The sequence below is a fragment of the Micropruina glycogenica genome, from assembly GCF_900289045.1.
GTDB lineage: Bacteria > Actinomycetota > Actinomycetes > Propionibacteriales > Propionibacteriaceae > Micropruina > Micropruina glycogenica.
This window is the reverse complement of sequence record NZ_LT985188.1, coordinates 2,404,527-2,421,324: the sequence shown is the minus strand read 5'-3', so window position 1 is coordinate 2,421,324 and position 16,798 is coordinate 2,404,527. Positions and strand designations below refer to the sequence as shown.

The window sequence follows — 16,798 nt, the reverse complement described above, 5'->3', positions numbered from 1 at the left end:
GCGCTGGTGGACCGTGTCGAAACCCCTGACCAGCAGCGGGTCGAACAAGCTCGGGGCCATGGAGCCCAAGAGAAACTGAACCGCCCTAGGCGAGAGCCGCCACCGCTCCGGCGGCCAGGGCTTTCGCAACGGTGGCCCGCCACTGCGGCGAGCGCTGCAGCGCCAGATCGGACGCGTTGCGCATGTTGCCCAGTTCGAGCATCACTCCAGGCACGTTGATCAGGTTCAGCCCGGCGATGTCGGTGCGGGCGTGAATCGCGGTGCCGCCGCCGATGTAGGTGGAGCGCGGCATGGTGCGGGTGGCGTCCAACTCGGTGCGCAGGTCGCGGGCCAGGGCGGCCGAACGGCGCTCGACAGCGGCCCCGCCCACCATGGTCGAGCTGACGATGATGTGGTAGCCGCGGGCGCCCTGGGCGAGGTTGCCGTCGGCGTGCAGCGAGATCAGCAGGTCGGCCTTGGCGCGGTTGGTGATCGCGGCCCTGGCGTTGACGCACGGCCCGCTTCCGCGATCGTTGGGCCTGGTCAGCTCCACTGTGGCGCCCAACCGCTGCAGGCGCGCGACCAGGGCCTGGCCGAGTTGCCAGGTGAAGGTGTGCTCGGCGTAGCTGCCGCCGGCGGTGCCGGACGCGTTGCATGGCTTGGTGCGTCCGTTGCCGGCCGGCACCTGCTTGAGCAGGGCCTTCGTCCAGACCGCGTTGTGACCGGGGTCGACCACGATGGTGCGTCCGGCCAGCGGCTTGGTCTTCGCCGAGGCGGTGGGCGTGGCGCTCGGCTTCGCACTCGAAGGTGCCGGTGTGGGCGTCGCGCCGGCCACGGATATGGCCGTGCTCGGGCTGGGAGTCGGCGTGACGACGTACTGCGGGGAGGGGGTGCTGACGGACGGCGAGACGGCCGGTGCGGCGGTGCACCCGCACAGCAGCCCGGCCAGCGCCAAGGTCACCACGAGCCGCCGCACCGAATCAGCGTAGCCGCACCGCTCGAGAAGTCCTGGGGCCGCCGTACTGCTGGTTGGGCTTGTCGAAAACCCCCGACCGGCGTCGGTCTCGACAGACTCGACCAACGACGATCGACGATCAGCGCTGATGCAGCTGGTCCTCGATCGGACCCGACCGGATCGCCGTCCAGCCCGCCACCGTGAGCGGAACGAGTAGGGCGATCAGCAGCAGCAGTGGCGCGGTCCAGCCATTGGTCGCATCGTGCAGCAGTCCGATGCTGAACGGCCCGACGGCGCTGAGCAGGTAGCCCACCGATTGGGTGAACCCCGACAGCGCGGCGGTGCCCTCGGCCGTGCGGGCCCGCAACCCGATCAGGGTGAGTATCAGCGGAAACGTGCAGGTGCCGATGCCCACCAGCAGTGCCCACAGCCACGCCCCGGCGACGGGGGCGATCAGCAGGCCGAGGTAACCGACCACGTAGCAGCTCGTCAGCGCCACCAGCATCGGCCACTGCAGCGCGCTGCGAATGCCGAACGTCGGGATCACAAAGGACAAGGGAATGCCGATGCCGGTGATCACGCCCAACAACAACCCGGCCTCGGTGGCCGAGAAGCCCGCGTCGGCGTACAGCTCGGCGATCCAGCCGAACACGGCGTAGGCCTGCAACGACTGCATGCCGAAGAACACCGCCATCGCCCAGCCGAGCCGGGTGCGGGCCACGTCGGCGAACCGCACGACGGGGCCGACGCGAGGGGCGGCGTCCGGGTGGTCGTGGCCGGCCAGGCCGATCCAGGGGCCGATCGCCAGCAGCGCCAGCGCCGCCCAGACCACCAGGCCGATGCGCCAGCTTCCGGTCGCTTCCGAAATGGGCACGGTCAGCACGCCGGCGGTGGTGAGGGCGACCGCCATGGCGGTGGTGTAGACAGCGGTCATCAGCCCGATGCGATCGGGAAAGTGACGCTTCACCAGCGACGGCATCAGCACGTTCACCGACGCCATACCCGACAGGGCCACCAGGGTCAGGGCCAGAAAGGCCCACGCGTTGGTGGCGAGGCTGCGCCCCACCATGCCCACCAGCGCGGCGACCAACGCGAGCACGGTGAGCCGGTGCGGACCCACCCGGGCCGCCAGCCGCGGGGTGAGCGCGCCGAACAGGGCGAACGACAACACGGGCAGCGCCGTGAGCAGCCCCGCCTCGACGCCGCTGAGGTGCAGATCGTCCACGATGCGACCCAGCACGGGCCCTATGGTCACGGCGGCGGGGCGCATGTTGAACGAGAGCAGCACGATGCCGACCACGATCAGCGCGTGCCCGCCCCGTGCGGACGGGGCTGTGCGGGGGTGGTCGGTCACTCGGGGGAGTGTATGGGAACAACCCGGCAGACTAGATTGTTGATGAGTCAGCAAAAGGAGGAATCGTGACCGAGTTGTTGCCGGGGCAGACCCATATGGGACGGGTGAGCCTCGACGTTGGCGATCTGGCGGGCCAGACCTCCTTCTACCGCGACGTGCTGCTACTCGACGTACTGGCCGAGAACGGCCCCGAGGTCGAACTCGGCCGTGCCGGCCAGACCCTGGTGAAGCTGCGGCATCGTCCTGACCTGCCCAAGGGCGAGCGGCGCAGCGCAGGCCTCTTTCACACTGCGATTCTGCACCCCGACCAGGCGTCCCTCGCGGCGACTCTGGCGTCCGTGGCGGTCAACACCCCACAGCTCTACACCGGTGCCGGCGACCACCTGGTCAGCCAGGCGTTCTACCTCGACGACCCCGAGGGCAACGGCATCGAGCTGTACTGGGACCGGCCACGCAGCGAGTGGAGCTATCGAGACGGCCGCGTCGTGATGGACGCCCTCTACATCGACCCCAACGCTTTCATCGGCGAGCACCTCACCGATGCCGCCCGCGAGCACCTGTCGACCGCCCCCGACCGGCGCGGCGTGCTCGATGGGCTGGACGGCACTGTTGGGCACGTGCACCTCAAGGTGGGGGACGCCGATCTGGCCAAGCGGTTCTACGTCGACCTACTGGGTTTCGAGTTGACCGCCGAGTGGCACGGGGCGGTGTTCGTCGCCGCCGGCGGGTACCACCACCACATGGCGATGAACACGTGGCGCAGCGCAGGGGCGGGCTTCCGGGCGCCGGCCCTGGGGCTCGGTCGGGTCGACATCACACTGCCCGACGACTCCCACGTCGCCCAGGCGGCGGACCGGTTGCGCGCGGGCGGGGTCCAGGTGCGCGACACGGGCGTATCGGTCGAACTGGACGACCCGTGGGGCAACCTCGTGCGGCTCTCCACGGACGACTGAGCCAGATCGGGGACGGTTCTCCTTTTGGCTCACCCCGCGTCCGCCCTGGTCAGCGAGATTTGAAGCTGAGAATGGGCTGAAAAGGGAAACGTCCCCGATTCAGCTCAGGGGTCTGCGGTCGAGTTCGTCGCCGACCCCGTTCCACAGTGCGGTGTAGAACGAGAGCTTGGCGTCGTCCAGGGTGACGCCGTAGGCGTCGAGAAAGGTCGGCTGCCAACCCGGCCCGAAGTTCCAACCCAGGCTCAGCAGCGCCGGTGCCAGGTCGGCCCACCGGTCGGCGACGCCCAGCCCGCCTAGATCGACGTAGCCGCTGAAGGCGCCATCGTCGGTGAGCAGAAAGTTGGGGTTGCAGGCGTCCCCGTGGCAGACCACGGCATCGAGCGGGGGAGCGAGCCGCACGAACGCCTCGTTCAAGCTGTAGTGCCGTACCCGGTAGGTGACCGACCAATCGAACGGGCAGCCGTTGACGGGTACGGTGTCGTGAAAGCGACGCAGCGCCCGGCCGAGTTGCGGCACGGTCACCGCTGGACGATCGCGCCAGGGCAGGGCGACCGCCGATCGTCCGGGCAGGCCGGCGGTCAGCAGCCAGTGCTCGTCGCCCTGGACGCCGTGGGCCAGCACACGAGGGGCGGGCACGAACGGTGCCACCCACGCCAGCCGCAGTCGTTCGGCGTCCGGCTGCCAGTCGACCCCCGGACGCTGCGCCTTCAGGTACGCCGCCCCCGCCCCGATCCGGTACGTGATGCCGCCGTCCTCGTTGCGCCACACCGGCTCGACCGCGCGCCCGTCGGCCAGCGCCAGCACCCAGTCGGGCACGGCGAGGTCACCGAGCTCGGTGAACCACGCGTGCGACGGCGTCACGGCAGCAGCCGCAACAGCCGGGCCGGCGCGGTGTTGCGGTACGACTGCTCCACCAGGTCGGCCACCTCGGCCCAGTCGACCGCGGCCGCGGTGAAGTCGAGCCCGACCCAGCCGGAGGGCCCGTAGTAGGCCGGCACGAAGAAGCGGTCGTCGGCCAGTGACTGCTCGCGGGTCAACAGATCGGGCCGCACCAGTACCGAGCGCGACCACCGGGTGTTGTAGTGATCGCCCTTCACCACCCCGCCGAACACCGCGAACACCTTCGTGGTGTAGAAGTTCGGGTGCCCGTGCGACACCTTCTCAGCCGCTTCCGGCAGCGCGAGGCACACCTCGCGCAGCCGGGCCAGGTAGGGGTCGTCGGCTTCGAAGCGGCTGGGGTGGCTCACGCGGTCAGTCTTTCAGGGGGGGCCGTTCGATCACGATTCGAGGCGGTACTTGTGTCAGGCTGGACGGCACGATCGATCGTGAGCAATGCGCGCGTTCGGTCGCACACACATCAACTGTTTCAGAAGGAAGCCATGCGCGCCGCGTTCTACGAACGGCAGGGTGCCGCCGACCACGTACTGCAGGTGGGGGAGTTGCCCGACCCGCTGCCCGGCACCGGTGAGGTGCGCGTGCGGCTGCACTATTCGGCCGTCAATCCCGGCGACACCAAGAAGCGGGCCGGGTATTTCGGCTCGTCCATGCCCTACCCGTTGGTGATTCCGCACAGTGACGGCTCCGGCGTGATCGACTTGGTCGGCGCGGGCGTCGATTCCGGCCGGGTTGGGTCTCAGGTGTGGGTGTACAACGCGCAGTCGTACCGCCCGTTCGGTACCGCTGCGCAATACGCCTGCGTGCCCGAGCACACCGCCGTCCCGCTTCCTGACGAGCTGGACGACCGGCTGGCCGCGTGCCTCGGCATCGCCGGCATCACAGCTCACCGGGCCGTGTTCGCCGACGGGCCGGTGACCGGCCGCACGGTGCTCGTGCACGGGGTACTCGGCGCGGTCGGTTCGCTGGCCGCTCAACTCGCCCGGTGGGGCGGCGCACGGGTGATCGGCACCGTCCGTCGGGGTCAAGACCTTGCCGAGGTCGCGCCGGGTCTCGACCTGACCGTTGCCCTGGACGACTCCGACGTCGAGCAAGCGATCGCTGAGGTGGCGCCCGAGGGCGTGGAGCGCATCATCGAGGTCGCGTTCTCAGACAACGTCGACCTCGACGCGCGGGTGGCGGCCAACGGTGCGGTGATCGCCGCCTACGCGACCCGCGATCCGCGACCGGCCATCGACTTCTGGCCGATGCTCTTCGACAACCTGACCATTCGGCTGCTCGGCAGCGACGACTTTCCCGAGCCGGCCAAGCGCCAGGCGGCGCTCGACCTCACGGCCGCGGCCGCGGGCGGACACCTGCGCGTTCCCATCGGCTCGCCTCTGCCGCTCGCAGAGATCGCAGCCGCGCACGACCTGGTCGACTCCGACAACCGGCGCCGGGTCGTGCTCGACGTCACAGCCTGAGCGGGAAGGTAGTCACTCGCACACGCGGGATGGCCTCGCAACGGGGGGTGGAGTGCCACGTGACTGCCCTTGTGACACGTAGCTGCCCGCCGGCAGGCAGTCACGTGTCACAAAGGCAGTGACGTTGATGCCCGGACGCACCATCGAACGAACACCCCGGGTCTCACGACAGGGTCTGGACAAGTCCGACCAACGAAAGGGAGACGGTCTCGACAAGCTCGACCAACGAAACGTCGGGCGCTGCTGATTGGCAGCGCCCGACGTTGTCGCTTGTCGCGAAGCGATCACATGTCGTTAAACACGGGTTGCGCGGCGCAGCCGCCTGAGTGTCGCCGACAGATGATGCGAAGCGATCACATGTCGTAATACATCTCGAACTCGTGCGGGTGCGGACGCTGCCGGATCGCGGAGATGTCGGCGCGCTTCATGTCGATCCAGGTCTCGATCAGGTCGGGGGTGAACACGTCGCCTGCGAGCAGGTAGTCGTGGTCGGCCTCCAGCTTGTCGAGCACACCCTCCAGCGACGGCGGGACGGTGGGCACCTTGGCGTGCTCCTCGGGGGGCAGTTCGTAGAGGTCCTTGTCGACCGGGGGCAGCGGCTCGATCTTGTTCTGAATGCCGTCCAGACCGGCCAGCAGGCACGCCGCGAACGCCAGGTACGGGTTCGAGCTCGGGTCGGGGCAGCGGAACTCGATGCGCTTGGCCTTCGGGTTCGAACCGGTGAGCGGAATGCGAATGCAGGCCGAGCGGTTGCGGGCCGAGTACACCAGGTTGGTCGGGGCCTCGAAGCCCGGCACCAGACGGTGGTAGCTGTTCACCGTCGGGTTGGTGAAGGCCAGCAGCGACGGGGCGTGGTGCAGCAGGCCGCCGATGTAGTAGCGCGCCATGTCCGAGAGCTGGCCGTAGCCGTTCTCGTCGTAGAACAGCGGGTTGCCGTCGGCCCACAGCGACTGGTGCACGTGCATGCCCGAGCCGTTGTCGCCGAAGATCGGCTTCGGCATGAAGGTGACGGTCTTGCCCGCCGCCCACGCCGTGTTCTTGATGATGTACTTGAACTTCATCACCTCATCGGCCGCGGCCAGCATGGTGTTGAAGCGGTAGTTGATCTCGGCCTGGCCGGCGGTGCCCACCTCGTGGTGCGCCCGCTCGACGGTGAGGCCCGCCTGCTCGAGGTTGCGCACCATGTCGTCGCGCAGGTCCGAGAAGTGGTCGACCGGGGCGACGGGGAAGTAACCGCCCTTGTACTTCACCTTGTAGCCACGGTTCGGACGGCCGTCGCCTTCGGCCTCGGCGCCGCTGTTCCAGGCGCCGGCCTCGGAATCGATGTAGTAGAACGCCGCGTTCTGCTTGGTCTCGAACCGCACCGAGTCGAAGATGTAGAACTCCGCCTCGGGCGCGAAGAACGCGGTGTCGCCGATACCGGTCGACTGCAGGTGCGCCTCGGCCTTGCGGGCGATGTTGCGCGGGTCGCGGCTGTAGGGCTCCTTGGTCAGCGGATCGTGCACGAAGAAGCTCACCGCCAGGGTCTTGGAGCGGCGGAACGGGTCGATGAACGCGCTCGTCGGGTCGGGCAGCAGGGCCATGTCGGACTCGTGGATCTTCTGGAAGCCACGAATCGACGAGCCGTCGAACGCCAGACCGTCCTCGAAAACCTCGGGGCCGAACGAACCAGCCGGAACCGTGAAGTGCTGCATGACGCCGGGCAGATCGCAGAACCGGATGTCGATGGTCTCGACGCCTTCATCCTTCACATAGGCCAACAGATCGTCAGCGCTTTGGAACATCTTTCCTCCGAAGTAGGTCAATGGGGATCGGAACGAAGCCACCCTAGGGAGACCGGATTTCTGCACCGTTGCGCCTTTGTTTCGGCCACGTTACGGGCCGCTGTGGACGCCGTCCGGGCACTCGGTGACGCCACCGCACTACATTGGCCAGCGTGACCGACACCGCAGAGCAGTACCCCGGCGAAACCCTCGGGCTGCCCCAGACCGGACGCGGGTCGCTGGCCAGTTGGCGGGCCCGGGTGGCCGCCCTGATTCTCGACTGGGCGGCGTCCATGGCGCTGGCGGTGATTCTGTTCGGCGTCGGCGTGCTGCACGAGCCCGGGTGGCGCAGCTGGATGACCCTGGCGGTGTTCTTCGTCGAGTCGTCGGTGCTCACCGGCCTGGCCGGCGGCAGCTTCGGCCAGATCATCGCCAAGATCGGTGTGGTGCGGCTCGACGGAGGGCCGATCGGCGTGCTGCGAGCGCTGGCCCGGCAGGCCATGATCTGCCTGGTGCTGCCCACCATCGTGATCGGGGCCGAACGCCGGGCGCTCAACGACTTGGCGTTGGGCACGGTCGTGGTGAACCGCCGCTGACGGGCTGACTAGCACACTTGCGCCGTTCGTGCGCCACGATCGCGTGAATTCCCCCACCCCCGACGTGGGTGCGTTTCGCTTCCGTAACGATCCGGCAACCCTTTGGGGCTGGGATTGCGACCCCTCGGGTCACCTATTAGCTTGGACGAAGCTCACCATCGGACGAGGCTGCACTGAGGCACCCACAAGGGCCTGCAGCATCGCCGACCTAGATCTGGAGGAACATTGGGCACCAAGAAATGGCTCGCTGGAGCCGCGGGCGTGTTTGCCGCCAGCCTGGCGCTGTCCGCCTGCACCCCGACACCGCAGGCTTCGCAGCCCGGCTTGAGCCAGGCATCCGTCGCGACCATCGCGTGGAACCAGGCGTTCTACTCCGCCAACGGCGTCACGTCGTTCGGCAACGCCACCGCGAACAACAACATCCTGTACATGGCCAACGACGCGTTCAACTACTACGACAAAGACCTGAACCTGGTGCCCAACACCAGCTTCGGCACGTACGAGAAGACGTCCGACAGCCCGTTGACGATCAAGCAGACGCTGGCCGACACCGCGACCTGGTCGGACGGGGTTCCGGTGACGCCGGCCGACCTGATTCTCAACACCTTCGCGCAGAGCGGCAACTTCAACAACTACGAGGCCAAGCTCGACGACGAAACCGGCGACGTCGGCGGTAAGAACACCGGCACCAAGGTGTTCTTCAACGCCAGCAGCCCCGGCTTCGCGCTGATCAAGAAGTTCCCGACCGTCGAGGGCAAGACGATCACCTACGAGTACTCCAAGCCGTACGTCGACTGGGACAAGGGTCTGATGACCACCGGCGTGCCCGCGCACGTGGTGGGCAAGCGCGCCCTGGGCATCGACGACCCGACCCAGGCCGCCCAGGCGGTGAGCGACGCGTTCAAGAACAAAGACAACGCGGCGCTGGCCAAGATTTCGAACGTCTGGAACTCCGACTTCAACTTCAAGACCATGCCGGCCGACAAAGAGCTGCTGGTCAGCAACGGTCCGTACACCATCACGGACCTGAAGGCAGAGCAGTACGTCACGCTGAGCAAGAACCCCAACTACAAGGGTTCGCACGTGCCGACCATCGACACCATCACCGTGCGCATCATTCCCGACGCCCAGGCCTCGGTGCAGGCGCTGCAGAACGGTGAGGTGTTGGCCACCCAGCCGCAGGCGACCGCCGACATTCTCAAGCAGATGCAGGCGCTGCCGAACGTCACCGTGCTCAACGGCGTCGGTGCCACCTATGAGCACGTCGACATGGCGCAGAACAACAAGGGTCCGTTCGACCCTGCCAAGTACGGCGGCGACGCCGACAAGGCGCGCAAGGTGCGCGAGGCCTTCCTCTACACGATTCCGCGGCAGAAGATCATCGACAACATCATCAAGCCGCTGAACCCCGACGCCGCGATCCGTAACAGCTACGACGTCGTTCCCGGCGCCCCCAACTACGAGCAGAACGTCGCCGCCAACGGCATGAAGGCCAAGTACGGCGAGGGCCCCAGCATCGACAAGGCCAAGGCCCTGCTCGACGAAGTGGGCGTCAAGCCGACCGTGCGGTTCATGTACGCCAGCAACAACACCCGCCGTCAGCAGGAGTTCCAGCTGATCAAGGAGTCTGCCGAGCAGGCCGGCTTCACGGTGCAAGACGCCGGCAACGAGAACTGGGGCGCCTTGCTGAGCGACACCAGCAAGTACGACGCGGTGCTGTTCGGCTGGCAGTCCACCAGCACCGGTGTCACCGGCGCGGACGCCAACTACCGCACCAAGGGCGGCAACAACTTCTACGGCTACAGCTCGAAGACCGTTGACGGCCTGCTCGATCAGCTGCAGGTCGAGACCGACCCGACCAAGCAGAACGAGCTGGTCGACAAGATCGGTGCCGAACTCACCAAGGACGCGTTCAGCATCACCATCTTCCAGTTCCCCGAGCCGACCGCGGTGAGCAACCGGCTCCAGAACGTCAGCTCGATTCAGCTCGCGCCGACGCTGTTCTGGAACTTCTGGGAGTGGAAGCTGTCCTGATCTGACGGGCCGGCTTCGGCACAACAGATCGGCGACTCACGAATCGCCCGAAACGATGGGGCGTCAGGGAGACCTGGCGCCCCATCGCGCATCCCCACCTTGTCGGAACGTCTCTCAACCTCGTCTGCAAAAGGCTTGTGGCCAAGCCTGGTAGTACTCCTACACTGACGCAACAGTCACGCAACACCTGCGCACACACTGACCGAGCAAAGGCACACAATGCTTCGCTTCATCGCTCGCCGATTGGCGATCGCAATCGTTCTGCTGCTCCTGCTGTCGATTCTGATGTACTGGCTGCTCGACATCGCGCTCGACCCCCTGGACGACCTGCGCACCTCACCCGCCCTGAACCGCGACCAGTTGATCGAGATCCGGGTCGCGCAGTTGAGCCTCAACGATCCCTGGTACGTGCGCTACTGGGACTGGCTCACCTCGTGTCTGCGCGGCGACTTCGGCATCGCGTGGCGTACCGGCCAGCGGGTGAACGACCTGTTGGGCGGCGCGGCGCTCACCTCGATTCAGCTCGTCTTCGCCGCCACCGTGCTGGCCCTGCTGTTGGGCGTCACGGTCGGCCTGCTGAGCGCGCTGCGGCAGTACACCACCTTCGACTACGCGATCACCTTCGTGAGCTTCGTGCTCTACGCGCTGCCGATCTTCTGGGTCGCGGTGCTGCTCAAGCAGTACCTGGCGATCGGCCTGAACGACTACCTGAACAACCCCGTGATGAACTGGCCGGTGGCGATCGGCGTCTCGGTGGTCGCCGGCCTGTTCTGGGCGGGCGCGATCGCCGTCGGCCTACGCCGCCAGGCCATCGTGTTCGCCAGCGCGTTCGCGATCACCCTGGGCGCGTTGGCGTACGTGATCTACAGCGGGTGGCTCGAGAATCCACGCATCGGCATCGTCGGCGTTGCGGTGATCGGTGCGGCCGCCGCCTACGCGGTGACGCTGATCTTCTCGGGCATCAACAACCGGCGGGCCCTGTACTCGGCGCTGACCACCGCCGCCGTCGGTGTGGTCTCATACATCGGCTTGCAGTGGCTGTTCTACTACGTGCCGATGAACGAGTTGTGGCTGATCGCCCTGCTGCTCGTCGCGATCGGCATCGCGTTGTTGATCGGTTGGCTGTGGGGCGGGCCCGACCGGGCCGTCTCGATGCGCGGCGCTGCCGTCGTGGCCGTGATCATATCGGTTCTGGTCTACGTCGACCGGGTGCTGCAGGGCTGGCAGCTCTACATGAACGCCAGCGTGATCAGCGGCCGTCCGATCGCCACCATCGGGGCCCAGACGCCCAACCTGGGCGGCGACTTCTGGATCAGCCAGCTCGACAAGTGGACGCACCTGCTGCTGCCCACCATCGCGCTGGTGCTGATCTCGTTCGCCGGCTACACCCGCTACCAGCGCGGCTCGATGCTCGAGGTGATGAACCAGGACTACATTCGCACCGCGCGAGCAAAGGGCCTGTCGGAGCGCCTGGTGATCGTGCGGCACGCGTTGCGCAACGCGCTGCTGCCGCTGGCCTCGATCGTGCCCGTCGACTTCATCACGATGATCGGCGGCGCGGTGATCACCGAGACCATCTTCAACTGGGCCGGCATGGGGCGACTGTTCGTCACGTCGCTGACCGGCAGTGAGATCGACCCGGTGATGATCTACATCATGATCACCGGCGCACTGGCCATGATCGCCAACCTGGTGGCCGACTTCCTCTACGGCATTCTCGACCCACGGATCAGGGTGAACGCATGAGCAACGACGACAAGACCCCCGGCGCCGACGACCTGGGCATCGAGCCCCGCCCCGGCTTCGACCCCGACGCGGCGATCGAGACCGATCCGCTCGCCACCCTGCCCAACGAGAACGACCCCGACGCCGTGCCCTCGGGTGACGACGAGTCCACCGGACGCGGCGAGGGCGTCGGCACGTCCAAAGAGGTCGAGGGCCTGTCACAGGGCCAGATCGTCTGGTCGCGGTTCATTCGGCACAAGGGCGCCATGGGCGGCGTACTGGCGCTGGTGCTGATCGCCCTGTTGTCGATGTCGTCGATGGGCATCTTCGGCATTCCCGGCTGGTGGCGCATTCAGGACTACAACGCCAGCGGCAACGTGGTGAACGGCGCCGCACCGACCCTGACGCTGTGGCCGTTCTCGCTCGGTGAGCATCCGTTCGGTCAAGACGACATCGGCCGCGACAATTTCGCGCTGGTGATGAAGGGCATTCAGACCTCGCTGGGCTTCGGCGTCAAGCCGCCGAACGTGTCCCTGGGCATGCTGATCTCGCAGTACCAGGGCGCGTTCGCCACCCGTCCGTGGCTGTTCTGGTGGCCGGGCGTGTTCATCATCTTCATCGCGTTGAGCATCAACTTCATCGGCGACGGTTTGCGTGACGCCTTCGATCCGCGCACCAAGAGAATTCCGAGCCAGCGGCAGATGGACAAGGCGATGGCGCAGATCGCCACCGGCAACCCCAGCACGGAGGGCGCGAAGTGAGCACCGAAACCCCCAAGGCGACCAGCCCCAGCACCGACCTGACCAGCGCCGTCCGGCTCAGCAAGAGCATCGGCGGTGAGGTCAAGCTCGGCGACACGATTCTGAAGGTGCGCGACCTCAGCGTGAACTTCTGGGTCAACGGTGACTGGTTCACCGCCGCCGACAAGCTGAACTACGACCTCAAGGCCGGCGAGGTGCTGGCCATCGTGGGCGAGTCCGGCTCGGGCAAGACCCAGTCGGCGATGAGCCTGATCGGCCTGCTGCCGCAGAACGGACGCGCCACCGGTTCGGCCAAGCTGAAAGACACCGAGTTGATCGGTATGAACATCAGCCAGTTGCAGCAGGTGCGCGGCAACGAGATCTCGGTGATCTTCCAAGAGCCGATGACGGCGCTGAACCCCGTGTACACCGTCGGGTTTCAGATCGTCGAGACCTTGCGCACGCACTTCGTGATGGCGCCTTCGGTGGCCAAGACCCGGGCGATCGAGTTGATGACGCTGGTCGAAATTCCAGACCCCGAAGACAGCTTCGACAAGTTTCCGCACCAACTCTCGGGCGGCCAGCGGCAGCGCATCATGATCGCCCAGGCGCTGGCCTGCGACCCCAAGCTGCTGATCGCCGACGAACCCACCACGGCGCTCGACGTCACGGTGCAGGGCGAGATTCTGAAGCTGATGCGCGACCTGCGCGAGCGGGTCACCGCGGCCATCATTCTGATCACCCACGACATGGGCGTGGTGGCCGACATGGCCGACCGCATCGTGGTGATGAAAGACGGCAAGGTCGTCGAGCACGGCACGTCCGACGACATCTTCAACCGCCCGCAGCACCCCTACACCAAGCAGCTGCTGGCCTCGGTGCCGCACCTGGGCTCGGCCACGGCCGAAGAGGACCTGCCCACCGCGCGGCTGTCGCTGGTGGCCGAGGGCGAGAAGACCGGGGTGCCGCTGATGAGCGGCGACGCCTCCGTGACGCCGGCCATGTTGATGGAGGACGTCGCGATCGAGTACCCCAAACAGGGCCGCCGCGCCGCGTTCCGGGCCGCGCACCACATCAACTTACGGGTCGACCCCGGCGAGGTGATCGGCCTGGTCGGCGAGTCGGGTTCGGGCAAGACCACCATCGGACGCGCCGCGGTGGCGCTGCTGCCGGTGGTCGAGGGCAAGCTGATGATCAACGGCCGTGACATCACCAACGCCAAGCCGAGCGACCTCAAGCCCTTCCGCAAAGAGGTCGGGATCGTGTTTCAAGACCCGGGGTCGTCGCTGAACCCGCGGCTGCCGGTGGGCGAGTCGATCGGCGAGCCGATCATGCTGCACCTGGGGCTGAAGGGCAGTGAGTTGTCGAAGCGGGTCGAGAACCTGCTCGAGAGCGTCCAACTGCCCCGGTCGATGCGCAACCGCTACCCGCACGAGCTCTCGGGCGGCCAGCGGCAGCGCATCGGCATCGCGCGGGCGCTGGCCCTGCAGCCCAAGCTGCTGATCGCCGACGAGCCCACCTCGGCGCTGGACGTGTCGGTGCAGGCCCGGGTGCTGAAGCTGTTCCAAGACCTGCAGGCCGAGTACGGCTTCGCCTGTGTGTTCATCAGCCATGACCTGGCGGTGGTCGAAATGCTCAGCCAGCGCATCGCGGTGATGCGGCACGGCTACCTGGTCGAGGTCGGCCCCACCAAAGAGATCGTCACCGACCCGCAGCACCCGTACACCAAGCGGCTGCTGTCGGCAGTGCCGGTGCCCGACCCGGCCGAACAGAAGCGCCGCCGCGAACTGCGTGACGCCCTGCTCGAAGAGCACCACATCGTCAGTTGACGACGGGGACCGTCATCCCGGCGAACGCCGGGATCTCCTGACTCGAGTAGCGCTCCGGGCTTGGTTGAGATGCTGGGGTGAGCCAGGGCTGCCGGACGTCCGGTGATCGGTCGAGATCGCCCGGCATGAACCGAGTCTCGACAAGCTCGACCAACCACGCCGTCCGGCTGCAAGGATGTACCCATGACCGAACAGATCGGTGCCGGCAAGCGCATCGGCATTCTGACCAGCGGCGGTGACGCACAGGGTATGAACGCGGCGGTGCGGGCGGTGGTTCGCACGGCGATCAGCCTGGGGGCCGAGGTGTACGCCGTTTTCGAGGGCTACCAGGGCATGATCGACGGCGGTGCCGGCATTCGCCGGTTCGGCTGGGACGACGTCGGCAACGTGCTGCACCGGGGCGGCACCGTGATCGGCACCTTTCGTTCGAAGGACTTTCGCGAACGTGCGGGACGGCGCGCCGCCGCCCGTAACCTGCTGGCCAACGGCATCGACCGGTTGGTGGTGATCGGCGGCGACGGCAGCCTGTCGGGGCTCGACCTTTTTCGCACCGAGTGGCCCGACCTGCTGGCCGAGTTGGTCGAGGCGGGTGAGCTCGACCAAGAGGTCGCCGACGCGCACCCGGCGCTGATGATCGCCGGGCTCGTCGGCTCGATCGACAACGACCTGGTCGGCACCGACATGACCATCGGAGCCGATTCGGCGCTGCATCGCATCGTGGATGCCATCGACGACCTGGCCAGCACCGCCGCCAGCCACCAGCGCAGCTTCGTGGTCGAGGTGATGGGCCGGCACTGCGGCTACCTGGCGTTGATGGCCGCGGTCGCCGGAGGCTGCGACTACGTGCTGATACCCGAGGACCCGCCCGAGGCCGGCTGGGAGGAGCGCATGTGCGCCGAACTGGCCCGTGGGCGCGCGGCCGGACGGCGTGACTCGATCGTGGTGGTCGCCGAAGGGGCCACCGACCGCGAGGGCAATGCGATCACGTCCGAGCAGGTGCGCCAGATCATCGAGCAACGTCTCGGCGAAGACACCCGGGTGACGATTCTCGGCCACGTGCAGCGTGGGGGACGCCCCAGCGCGTTCGACCGCTGGTGCTCGACCTGGCTGGGCTATGAGGCCGTGCGGGCGCTGCTCGCCGCCGACCCCGGTAGCGAAGGCCACGTGTTCGGCATTCGCGGCAACCGGGTTGCCGCCGTCCCGCTGATGGACGCCGTGCGCAACACCCGCGAAGTGTCGCACCTGATCGACGCGGGCGACTACACCGCGGCGATGGCGGCGCGCGGCCAATCCTTCGGGGTGATGGCGCAGCTGTTACGCGAACTCACCGAGCCGTCACGCATCACCGTGAACGAAGCCGGCAAGCGCATCGGCATCATGCACGCGGGCGGCCTGGCGCCCGGCATGAACACGGCGGCGCGCGCGGCGGTCCGGCTGGGCATCAGCCGCGGCCACACCATGCTGGGCGTTCGGGACGGCTTTCCGGGCCTGCGCGACGGTCGCATCACGGAGTTGGCTTGGGCTGACGTCGAGGCGTGGACGGCTGACGGCGGCGCCAACCTGGGCCTGCGGCGCACCATTCCGGGCATCGAAGAGCTGTACCCGATCGGTCGGCAGCTCGAGAACCATCAGGTCGACGCATTGCTGATGATCGGTGGCTGGAACGGCTACCAGGCCATGTACCGGCTGCACGACGAGCGCGACCGCTACCCGGCGTTCCGTATTCCCCTGATGTGCGTACCGGCCAGCATCGACAACAACCTGCCCGGCTCAGAGCTCGCGATCGGCGCCGACACCGCACTCAACGTGATCGTCGAGGCGATCGACCGCATCAAGCAGTCGGCGGCCGCGACCCGGCGCAGTTTCGTGGTCGAGACGATGGGCCGCTACTGCGGCTACCTGGCGCTGATGGGCGGCCTGGCGGGCGGCTCCGAGCGGGTCTACCTGCATGAAGAGGGCATCACGCTGGCTCAGCTCAACCGTGACATCGAGTGGCTGCGGCGGTCGTTCGCCCGCGGCCGGTCGTTGTTCCTGGCCGTACGCAACGAGCGGGCCAACGAGGAGTACACCACCGACGTGATCGCCCGCATGCTGCGGGCCGAGAGCGGCGGCGTCTACGACGTGCGCCAGTCGGTACTGGGGCATCAGCAGCAGGGCGGATCACCGAGCCCCTTCGACCGGTTGATGGCGACCCGCCTGGTGGGCCATGCGCTCGACAAGATCGCCGAGCAACTCGACGCCGGCGCCGACGGCAGCTACCTGGTCGGGCTCACCGGCTCAAGAGTGAAAGACGTGCCGATGGGCGACATGATGAGCTTGATGAACACGACCGTCCGGCGTCCCCACGACCAGTGGTGGCTGCGGCTGCGCGAGGTCGTGACGGCCGTGTCGGACGAACCCGAACCCCAGAGCTGACGGGAGCTCGACCAGCGATTCTGGCGGGAGTTGGGGACGGTTCCTATCTCGCGCCACCCGGTCGGTGGGGCGCAGGGATCCCGGCGTTCGCCGCGATG

Annotated in this window: 13 protein-coding genes; 8 read left to right on the top strand and 5 right to left on the bottom strand. The window is 67.3% G+C overall.

What is annotated here, in order from left to right; all coding sequences use genetic code 11:
• Positions 1 to 85 precede the first annotated feature (85 nt).
• Complete coding sequence (locus MPLG2_RS11430; protein ID WP_158681096.1) at positions 86 to 955, bottom strand: N-acetylmuramoyl-L-alanine amidase; 870 nt, start codon at positions 953 to 955, stop codon at positions 86 to 88.
• Positions 956 to 1,073: 118 nt separating this feature from the next.
• The gene (locus MPLG2_RS11425) at positions 1,074 to 2,288 is read right to left on the bottom strand and encodes a CynX/NimT family MFS transporter (protein WP_105186231.1); all 1,215 of its coding nucleotides are present in this window, start codon (positions 2,286 to 2,288) and stop codon (positions 1,074 to 1,076) included.
• 65 nt (positions 2,289 to 2,353) lie between these two features.
• Here MPLG2_RS11425 and MPLG2_RS11420 point away from each other — a divergent pair, with 65 nt between their 5' ends.
• Positions 2,354 to 3,241 (top strand): VOC family protein, encoded by an 888-nt coding sequence (locus MPLG2_RS11420; RefSeq protein ID WP_197709922.1) that lies wholly within the window; start codon positions 2,354 to 2,356, stop codon positions 3,239 to 3,241.
• Positions 3,242 to 3,340: 99 nt separating this feature from the next.
• On the opposite strand, the gene MPLG2_RS11415 is transcribed toward MPLG2_RS11420, so the two are convergent.
• Positions 3,341 to 4,102, bottom strand: a complete 762-nt coding sequence (locus MPLG2_RS11415; RefSeq protein WP_197709921.1) for an aminoglycoside 3'-phosphotransferase — start codon at positions 4,100 to 4,102, stop codon at positions 3,341 to 3,343.
• Positions 4,099 to 4,488, bottom strand: a complete 390-nt coding sequence (locus MPLG2_RS11410) for an MmcQ/YjbR family DNA-binding protein (RefSeq protein ID WP_105186229.1) — start codon at positions 4,486 to 4,488, stop codon at positions 4,099 to 4,101. Before MPLG2_RS11410 ends, MPLG2_RS11415 begins: the two co-directional genes overlap by 4 nt.
• 132 nt (positions 4,489 to 4,620) lie before the next feature.
• Here MPLG2_RS11410 and MPLG2_RS11405 point away from each other — a divergent pair, with 132 nt between their 5' ends.
• Positions 4,621 to 5,598, top strand: coding sequence for an NADPH:quinone reductase (locus MPLG2_RS11405; RefSeq protein ID WP_105187633.1), 978 nt, complete (start codon positions 4,621 to 4,623; stop codon positions 5,596 to 5,598).
• 353 nt (positions 5,599 to 5,951) lie between these two features.
• Here the strand turns inward: MPLG2_RS11405 and glnA are convergent, their stop codons facing one another.
• Positions 5,952 to 7,382, bottom strand: a complete 1,431-nt coding sequence (gene glnA, locus MPLG2_RS11400) for a type I glutamate--ammonia ligase (RefSeq protein WP_105186228.1) — start codon at positions 7,380 to 7,382, stop codon at positions 5,952 to 5,954.
• 152 nt (positions 7,383 to 7,534) lie between these two features.
• On the opposite strand from glnA, the gene MPLG2_RS11395 reads away from it, so the two are divergent.
• The 6 genes from MPLG2_RS11395 (at position 7,535) to MPLG2_RS11370 (ending at position 16,700) form a co-directional block, all read left to right on the top strand.
• Positions 7,535 to 7,957 (top strand): RDD family protein, encoded by a 423-nt coding sequence (locus MPLG2_RS11395; RefSeq protein ID WP_197709920.1) that lies wholly within the window; start codon positions 7,535 to 7,537, stop codon positions 7,955 to 7,957.
• A gap of 324 nt (positions 7,958 to 8,281) precedes the next feature.
• On the top strand, positions 8,282 to 9,991 hold the full coding sequence (locus MPLG2_RS11390; RefSeq protein ID WP_197709919.1) for an ABC transporter family substrate-binding protein: 1,710 nt from the start codon (positions 8,282 to 8,284) through the stop codon (positions 9,989 to 9,991).
• Between the two features lie 219 nt (positions 9,992 to 10,210).
• On the top strand, positions 10,211 to 11,737 hold the full coding sequence (locus tag MPLG2_RS11385; protein ID WP_105186225.1) for an ABC transporter permease: 1,527 nt from the start codon (positions 10,211 to 10,213) through the stop codon (positions 11,735 to 11,737).
• The gene (locus MPLG2_RS11380) at positions 11,734 to 12,477 is read left to right on the top strand and encodes a hypothetical protein (RefSeq protein WP_105186224.1); all 744 of its coding nucleotides are present in this window, start codon (positions 11,734 to 11,736) and stop codon (positions 12,475 to 12,477) included. The genes MPLG2_RS11385 and MPLG2_RS11380 overlap by 4 nt, the downstream gene beginning before the upstream one ends.
• Complete coding sequence (locus MPLG2_RS11375; protein ID WP_231935637.1) at positions 12,474 to 14,285, top strand: ABC transporter ATP-binding protein; 1,812 nt, start codon at positions 12,474 to 12,476, stop codon at positions 14,283 to 14,285. The genes MPLG2_RS11380 and MPLG2_RS11375 overlap by 4 nt, the downstream gene beginning before the upstream one ends.
• Positions 14,286 to 14,468: 183 nt before the next feature.
• Positions 14,469 to 16,700 (top strand): 6-phosphofructokinase, encoded by a 2,232-nt coding sequence (locus tag MPLG2_RS11370; protein ID WP_105186223.1) that lies wholly within the window; start codon positions 14,469 to 14,471, stop codon positions 16,698 to 16,700.
• Positions 16,701 to 16,798: the final 98 nt, after the last annotated feature.

What these genes read in the sequence shown, in the direction of transcription:
- MPLG2_RS11405 (WP_105187633.1), top strand. Translation starts at nt 4,621, where the DNA reads ATGCGCGCCGCGTTCTACGAACGGCAGGGTGCCGCCGACCACGTACTG.
- glnA (WP_105186228.1), bottom strand. Translation starts at nt 7,382, where the DNA reads ATGTTCCAAAGCGCTGACGATCTGTTGGCCTATGTGAAGGATGAAGGC.
- MPLG2_RS11385 (WP_105186225.1), top strand. Translation starts at nt 10,211, where the DNA reads ATGCTTCGCTTCATCGCTCGCCGATTGGCGATCGCAATCGTTCTGCTG.
- MPLG2_RS11380 (WP_105186224.1), top strand. Translation starts at nt 11,734, where the DNA reads ATGAGCAACGACGACAAGACCCCCGGCGCCGACGACCTGGGCATCGAG.
- MPLG2_RS11370 (WP_105186223.1), top strand. Translation starts at nt 14,469, where the DNA reads ATGACCGAACAGATCGGTGCCGGCAAGCGCATCGGCATTCTGACCAGC.